The sequence below is a fragment of the Pseudomonas sp. EL_65y_Pfl1_R83 genome (assembly GCF_963970695.1).
GTDB lineage: Bacteria > Pseudomonadota > Gammaproteobacteria > Pseudomonadales > Pseudomonadaceae > Aquipseudomonas > Aquipseudomonas tritici.
Genome location: NZ_CAXAQI010000298.1, coordinates 1 through 495, shown reverse-complemented (window position 1 = coordinate 495; position 495 = coordinate 1). Strand labels below are relative to the sequence as shown.

The 495-nt window shown below is 61.2% G+C and carries 1 protein-coding gene and 1 tRNA gene; one reads left to right on the top strand and one right to left on the bottom strand.

Annotation, left to right across the window (positions count from 1 at the left end):
• The first annotated feature begins 84 nt into the window (after positions 1-84).
• A tRNA-Arg gene (locus AACY08_RS28970) sits at positions 85-161 on the top strand.
• A gap of 171 nt (positions 162-332) precedes the next feature.
• Here AACY08_RS28970 and AACY08_RS30745 read toward each other — a convergent pair.
• Entirely contained in the window at positions 333-485 is a 153-nt protein-coding gene (locus AACY08_RS30745) for a tyrosine-protein phosphatase (protein ID WP_445262060.1), read from the bottom strand.
• Between the last annotated feature and the right edge of the window lie 10 nt (positions 486-495).

The following is a 495-nucleotide window of genomic DNA, read 5'->3' as shown; positions in this document are numbered from 1 at the left end:
ATCACGAATTGCTCTATGCCGATGAGAAAGGTCACGCAACGCACTTGCATCTCTCAAAAGACGCCGCTAACAGCGCGTCTCCACGCACCCATAGCTCAGCTGGATAGAGCATCAGACTACGAATCTGAGGGTCGGGCGTTCGAATCGCTCTGGGTGCACCATTCTTTCAAAAGTGTCTGATCGCAGGACGTTACCGGGGTTTCCGGCAACGCCGCGACAGGCACGGCGGCGGGCCGCAGCGACGGACGCCGCCGCTACGCCGTGTGTGCGTTCGCTTTTCAAAAGATCCTGCTAGGTTTTGCCCTTTCCCCGATGTCGGGGAAGGATAGGCGTCATTCGAGATAGGCGCGGCGCAAGCGGGCGAGGTCTGCGTCCGACAATCCCATTTCGTCGCGGAGCCAGCCGCGCGCGCCGCCGCGATGCGAATCGAGCACCTTCAGGGCGGCCTCGATATAGCTGCGATCGGCGTTGAGCAGCGCCTGCATCACCGGTGAC

Excerpts from the sequence above, each read along its gene's own strand:
- AACY08_RS30745 (WP_445262060.1), bottom strand. The coding sequence starts at position 485 with ATGCAGGCGCTGCTCAACGCCGATCGCAGCTATATCGAGGCCGCCCTG.